The sequence below is a fragment of the Bradyrhizobium sp. P5_C11_2 genome (assembly GCF_054049755.1).
Genome location: NZ_JBFULT010000443.1, coordinates 1 through 6422, shown reverse-complemented (window position 1 = coordinate 6422; position 6422 = coordinate 1). Strand labels below are relative to the sequence as shown.

At 65.8% G+C, this 6422-nt stretch carries 5 protein-coding genes; all 5 read left to right on the top strand.

Annotated features, from left to right (window positions below; genetic code table 11):
• The first annotated feature begins 296 nt into the window (after positions 1-296).
• The 5 genes from ACXJL8_RS30435 (at position 297) to fdxA (ending at position 6072) form a co-directional block, all read left to right on the top strand.
• Positions 297-1082: a DUF3108 domain-containing protein gene (locus tag ACXJL8_RS30435; RefSeq protein ID WP_456620072.1), complete on the top strand. Its 786-nt coding sequence runs from the start codon at positions 297-299 to the stop codon at positions 1080-1082.
• A 479-nt stretch (positions 1083-1561) separates the two neighbouring features.
• The gene (locus ACXJL8_RS30430; RefSeq protein ID WP_456620073.1) at positions 1562-1765 is read left to right on the top strand and encodes a hypothetical protein; all 204 of its coding nucleotides are present in this window, start codon (positions 1562-1564) and stop codon (positions 1763-1765) included.
• Between the two features lie 55 nt (positions 1766-1820).
• Positions 1821-5264, top strand: coding sequence for a helicase-related protein (locus tag ACXJL8_RS30425; protein WP_456686118.1), 3444 nt, complete (start codon positions 1821-1823; stop codon positions 5262-5264).
• Between the two features lie 52 nt (positions 5265-5316).
• A complete protein-coding gene (locus tag ACXJL8_RS30420; RefSeq protein WP_456620092.1) occupies positions 5317-5601 on the top strand; it encodes an RNA-binding S4 domain-containing protein in 285 nt (94 codons plus the stop codon).
• A gap of 132 nt (positions 5602-5733) precedes the next feature.
• A complete protein-coding gene (gene fdxA / locus ACXJL8_RS30415; protein ID WP_027545217.1) occupies positions 5734-6072 on the top strand; it encodes a ferredoxin FdxA in 339 nt (112 codons plus the stop codon).
• The last annotated feature ends 350 nt before the right edge of the window (positions 6073-6422 follow it).

The window sequence follows — 6422 nt, the reverse complement described above, 5'->3', positions numbered from 1 at the left end:
CCCGCAAGCGGGGCGAGGGGGAAGGGGCAGCGGAGCGCGGGAAAAAGTCGCGCCCCGATCACCAAAACGGCAGTGTTTAAAGCGCCTTACCATCACATAAAGGGCGTATTCACTGGTGAAAACCCCACTTAAGTTCCGCAAGCCCTGGGCCCGGACGCATTGTTTGCCGTGATTTTTGACTTAAGTAACAAGGCCTGACGGCCCATCGGAATGATTTCGTGGACACCCTGACCCCTCATCTGCCCCGGCTGCATGCTGCTGGCCGGCTGGCTTTGGCGGCCCTTTGCGGGCTGGCCATGTTTTGGGGGGCGAAGCCCGCGGCAGCCCAGGGCAAGCTCGAGGCGCAGTATGAGGCGACGCTGGCCGGCATTCCCGTCGGCCGGGGCGCCTGGAACATCGACATCCAGGACGACGTGTTCGCCTCAGCCGCCGCCGGCGGCACCACGGGGCTTTTGAAGTCCTTCGCGGGCGGGTCCGGCACCGGCGCTAGCCAAGGGCGGGTGGTCAACGGCGCGCTGGTCGCGACCGGCTACCAGGCCTCCACCACCACCTCGAAGAAGACCGAAGAGATCCGCATCACGCTCGACAAGGGCAATGTGAAGGATTTTGCCATCGTGCCGGAGCCGCCGGTCGATGCCGACCGCATCGTCGTCACCGAGGCGCATCGCCGCGGCATCTGGGATCCGATGACGGCCTCGCTGCTGCGCGTGCCCGGCACCGGYGATCCCTTGTCGGCGGAGGCCTGCCACAATTCCGCGCCGGTGTTCGACGGCCGCATGCGCTACGACCTCAAGCTCGATTTCAAGCGCATGGAAAACGTCAAGGCGGAGAAGGGCTATCACGGCCCGGTCGTGGTCTGCTCGCTGTATTTCGTGCCGGTCGCCGGCTACATCCCCGACCGCCCCGTGATCAAATACCTCGCCGCCCAGCGCAACATCGAGATCGCCTTCGCCCCCGTCGCGGGCACCCGCATCCTGGTCCCGTTCTGGCTGAAAGTGCCGACGCCGCTCGGCCCGGCGATGCTGGAAGCCACCAGCTTCGTCACCGTCGCCCAGCCGCCAAGAGTGGCCAAGACGCAGTAGGCGGAGCTGCCGTAGCCCGGATGGAGCGCAGCGCAATCCGGGATTCTTTGCTTCGGCTCCCCGTATTCCGCTCCGCTCCATACGGGCTACGAACCCCCGTCGTTTCGAGAGAGTTTTACCACACCGCGCCAACACCTTACCCGCCGCCACCCCACGATTCATCCGCCCAGCCGCTTCTACTGTGCATGGGGTTGTTTTCGCGATTTTGCTCTGGAGGGGTCAGCCGGCCCGTGAATCCATTTGACTCCTCCCCGATTCTGATTCGACTCCGCGCCGTCCCCAATTTTAAGGAACCTGTCATCAAATCGGCGCTTGTGCGGCAACCCAAAACTCCATCTAGTGCGATGAAACACAGGGTCCCGCGACATGTTGCGTGAACGGAACAGGACTCAGGGGCGAGTCAGCGATTCGGCCGCGATTCGTTCTAGAGTCGTTCCGAAGCTTAAGGCCAACGGGAAAAGCGTCGCAAAGTGAGACAGTTGCGCGGGATTTTTGGAAACCGCTCCCACACCACCACCGGTGTCATCGCCCGGCTTGACCGGGCGAACCAGTACGCCGAGGCGGCTGTGGTTGAGCGGACAGGCCGCGGCGTACTCGATGCCCCGGTCAAGCCGGGGCATGACAGCGGAAAACGTGGCTTCGACGCAGCGTTCGGAGACATGGCCGACGGGTCCTACCGCTGACCCGCCCCAAACAGCACTGACATTCGCCCCAATCGCCACTACCTAATCCCTGGACATGGCCTTTTCCTCTTCCCCCTTCGCTTCCGAGCGGCTGCCAGGCGCCGGCGTCACCGCAGTGCTCGGGCCGACCAACACCGGCAAGACCCATCTCGCCATCGAGCGGATGCTCGCGCATTCCTCCGGCGTGATCGGCCTGCCGCTGCGGCTGCTCGCGCGCGAGGTCTATAACAAGATCGCCGATCGCGCCGGCCCCGAGTCCGTCGCGCTGATCACCGGCGAGGAGAAGATCAAGCCGAAGAACCCGCGCTATTGGGTCTCTACGGTCGAGGCGATGCCGCGCGACCTCGACGTCTCCTTCCTCGCCGTCGACGAGGTCCAGATCGCCTCCGATCTCGAACGCGGCCACGTCTTCACCGACCGCATCCTCAACCGCCGCGGCCGCGACGAGACGCTGCTGCTCGGCGCCGCGACGATGCGCCCCATTATCGAGCGGCTGTTGCCCGGCGTCTCCATGATCACGCGGCCGCGGCTGTCGAGCCTCGAATTCGCCGGCGACCGCAAGATCACGCGCCAGCCGCGCCGCACCGCGATCGTCGCGTTCTCCGCCGACGAGGTCTACGCCATCGCCGAGCTGATCCGCCGCCAGCACGGCGGCGCCGCCGTGGTGCTCGGCTCGCTGTCGCCGCGCACCAGAAATGCGCAAGTGTCGATGTTCCAGAACGGCGACGTCGATTATCTCGTCGCCACCGATGCGGTCGGCATGGGCCTCAATCTCGACGTCGATCACGTCGCGTTTGCCTCCGACCGCAAGTTCGACGGCTACCAGTTCCGCCGCCTGACACCGTCCGAATTCGCCCAGATCGCCGGCCGCGCCGGCCGCGCCACGCGGAACGGAACGTTCGGGACGACAGGCCGCTGCGCACCGTTCGAGCCCGAGCTCGTCAACGCGCTCCAGAACCACACCTTCGACAGCGTGAAGATGCTGCAATGGCGCAATTCGAAGCTGGATTTCTCCTCCCTCGGCGCGCTCCAGGTGTCGCTGAACCTCGCCCCCGGCCATGAGGCGCTGACGCGCGCGCCGATCGCCGAGGACATGCGCGTGCTCGACCACGCCGCCCGCGATGCCGATGTGCGCGATACCGCACATGGCAAGGCCGCGGTGGAACGGCTGTGGGAGGCCTGCCAGGTCCCGGATTACCGAAAGCTGTCGCCGGCGGCCCACGCCGAGCTCGTGACGACGCTGTACGGCTTTTTGATGCAGAAAGGCCRCATTCCCGATGCCTGGTTCGCGGCCCAGATCGACCAGGCCGACCGCATCGACGGCGACATCGACACGCTGTCGGGCCGGATCGCGCAGATCCGCACCTGGACCTTCGTCGCCAACCGGCCGGACTGGCTCGCGGACCCCGAACATTGGCAGGGAATCGCGCGGGAGGTCGAAAATAAATTATCGGATGCGCTCCATGAACGCTTGACTGAGCGTTTCGTTGATCGCCGGACCAGTGTATTGATGCGCCGCCTGCGGGAGAACACGAGCTTGAATACGGAAATCGGCAAGACCGGCGAAGTCATCGTCGAAGGCCATGTCATCGGCCGTCTCGATGGCTTCACCTTTGCACCGGATGCGGCGGAAGCCGGCTCCGATGCGAAAGCCTTGCAGGCTGCCGCACAAGCGGTGCTCGCGGGCGAGATCAATGCGCGTGCCGAGAAACTGGGCGGCGCGCCCGACGAGCAGTTCCTGCTGACGTCCGACGGCACCATCCGCTGGACCGGCGACGCCGTGGCGCGGCTGACGGCCGCCGAGGAGGCGCTGCATCCGCGCATCCGCATCATCTCCGACGAGCGCCTGACCGGGGCTCCTCGTGACAAGGTGCAGGCCCGGCTCGATCTCTGGCTCAAGACGCATATCGAGAAGCTGCTCGGGCCGATGTTCGAGCTGTCGAAGGCGGCTGACGTCACCGGCATTGCCCGCGGCATCGCATATCAGCTGGTCGAGGCGCTCGGCGTGCTGGAGCGGCCGAAGATCGCCAATGAGCTGAAGGATCTCGACCAGCCCTCGCGCGCGACGCTGCGCAAATACGGCGTCCGCTTCGGCGCTTATCACATCTATTTCCCCGGCCTCCTGAAGCCCGCCGCGCGCGCGCTCGCCGCACTGCTGTGGGCGCTGAAGCAGGACAATGTCGATCTCTCGTCGCTGTCCGGCGCGCAGCATTTGGCAAGCTCGGGCCGCACCTCGTTCCCGGTCGACAAGCAACTGCCGCGCGATGCCTATCGCGTGCTCGGCTACAAGCAGGCCGGCGAGCGCGCCGTGCGCGTCGACATTCTGGAGCGTCTCGCCGATCTGATCCGCCCGGCGCTGGCCTGGCGCGAGAATTCGCCGGGCGACAAGCCCGCCGGCGCGTTCGACGGCCGCAGCTTCGTGGTGACGCAGGCGATGACCTCGCTCACGGGCTCGGCCGGTGAAGATTTCGCCTCGGTGCTGCGCGCGCTCGGCTATCGCATGGAGAAGCGCGCGCCGCTGCCGCCGAAGCCCGCGGCGCCCGCCGCGGAGACGCCGGCTGTTGAGGCCGGTGCCGAGGCTGTGACGGAAGCTGCTGCGACCGAAGCGGCTAGCGCCGAGACGCCGGTCGAGGACGCCGCGGCACCCGTGGACAGCGCGATCGAAGCCGCCGCCGAGCCGGTCACCGTCGAAGACGCCCCCGGCATGGAGCAGCACGACGAGCCCGCCCATGAGGAGCCCGCGCTCGAAGCATCGAGCGAAGCCCCGGTCACGCCGGAAGATGCCCCCGGCATCGCGCCGCCGGCCGAAGCGACCGCAGCACCTGCCGAAACGGCTGATCTCGAGGCCGCTCCCGCTGAGGCCGCCGCAACGGAAGCCGCTGCATCGGCCGATGCAGCCGCGCCCGTGGAGGCGGCAGCCACGCCCGCCGAGCCCGAGCTGGTCGAGGTCTGGCGTCCCGGCGGCCGTCACGAGGATCGCAAGCCGCGCCACGAGCGCCATCGCCATCAGCGTCACCACAATCAGCCGCGCGCCCAGGACGGCGCGCAGGCCAGTGCTGCGCCCGCGGAAGGCGAAGCGGCGCAGGCCGCCGACGGCGAGAAGCGCGAGCAGCGGCATCGCCACRGCGGTGGTCATCGCAGGGACGCTGGCAGGGATGGCGGCAAGGATTTCCGCAAGCCCCGCGAGGGTGGCGCCGAAGGCGCGCCGCGCCAGGAGGGGCGTGACGACAAGAACCGCAGCTTCCAGGGTCGGGATCAGGGCAAGGATCGCGACAAGGATCGCGATCGCAACAAGGGCAAGTTCGGTGGCGATCGCGACAAGGGCCGCGACAATCGTGGCCGCGACCGCGACAAGGGCCGCGACCGCCAGGGCGGGCCGTCGCTGCGTCCCTACGCCTCCAGCGCCAACCCGCGCGAGCGCGATCGCCCGATCGATCCGAATTCGCCGTTTGCCAAGCTCGCTGCGCTGAAGGAGCAGCTCGCGGGGCGCAAGGAATAGCGTTTCAAGCGAAGTGCGGAGCGGTTCGCGTGAAGAAGACGCGTGAAGAGGAATAACGCCCACGACCGAGCGCCAGCGCCTCGACAAATGGCTGTGGCATGCGCGGGTGGTGAAGGCGCGCACCTCCGCGGCTGAGCTCGTCGAGTCCGGCCATGTTCGCGTCAACGGCGGGCGCGAGACATCGCCGGGGCACGCGATCAAGATCGGCGACGTGCTGACGATCGCGCTCGATCGCACCGTGCGCGTCTTGAAAGTCGCCGCCTTCAACGAGCGCCGTGGCGATGCTGCTTCTGCGCGCGTGCTCTACGAGGAGCTCACTGACGCAAAGCGCAATTAATTGCGCTTCGTATTCATTTCTTGGTCGATCACGCGCGGAAAGCCGTCATGATCGGTCGTTCCTGATCTTGCAGCGCCGGGCCATCCGCGCTACGCAAGCCGCGACTTTTAAAAGAGCTTTTCGGAGCGTTGGATGACTTACGTCGTCACTGAAGCCTGCATCAAGTGCAAGTACACCGACTGCGTCGAGGTCTGCCCGGTCGACTGTTTCTACGAGGGCGAGAACATGCTCGTCATCCATCCTGACGAATGCATCGACTGCGGCGTGTGCGAGCCGGAATGCCCCGCCGATGCCATCAAGCCGGACACGGAACCGGGCCTGGAAAAGTGGCTGTCGGTCAATGCCGACTACGCCAAGAGCTGGCCGAACATCACCCAGAAGAAAGAATCACCCGCCGACGCGAAGGAATTCGACGGTATGGAGGGCAAGTTCGAGAAGTATTTCTCCCCGAACCCCGGTTCCGGGGACTAATTTGGGCCCAAACTTAACCCTATTAGCTTCAAACGCGCCGAAAACCAGCCCTCACGACCCCTAAATCATTGATTTTTGCGGGAAATGTGCTATATTGGGCACATTAAGCTGAACCCCGTCAGCCCCGTTGGCCCCTCTGGGTTCCCGTGAAACCAAATGTCGAACAGGGGCGTRGCAGTTTCCGCGCGCAGGCTGTGTCACAGAAAACGCGTAAAAAGAGTACTTCTGCGAGGGCTTCCCATAAGGAGGCCAAGAAAGTCGCCACGGCCAGCCGTAGCGCATCCAAGGGCCGTGCCGCCACGAAGGCTCCGGCTGCAAAGTCCTCCAAGAACAAAAGAAGCGCAATGCCT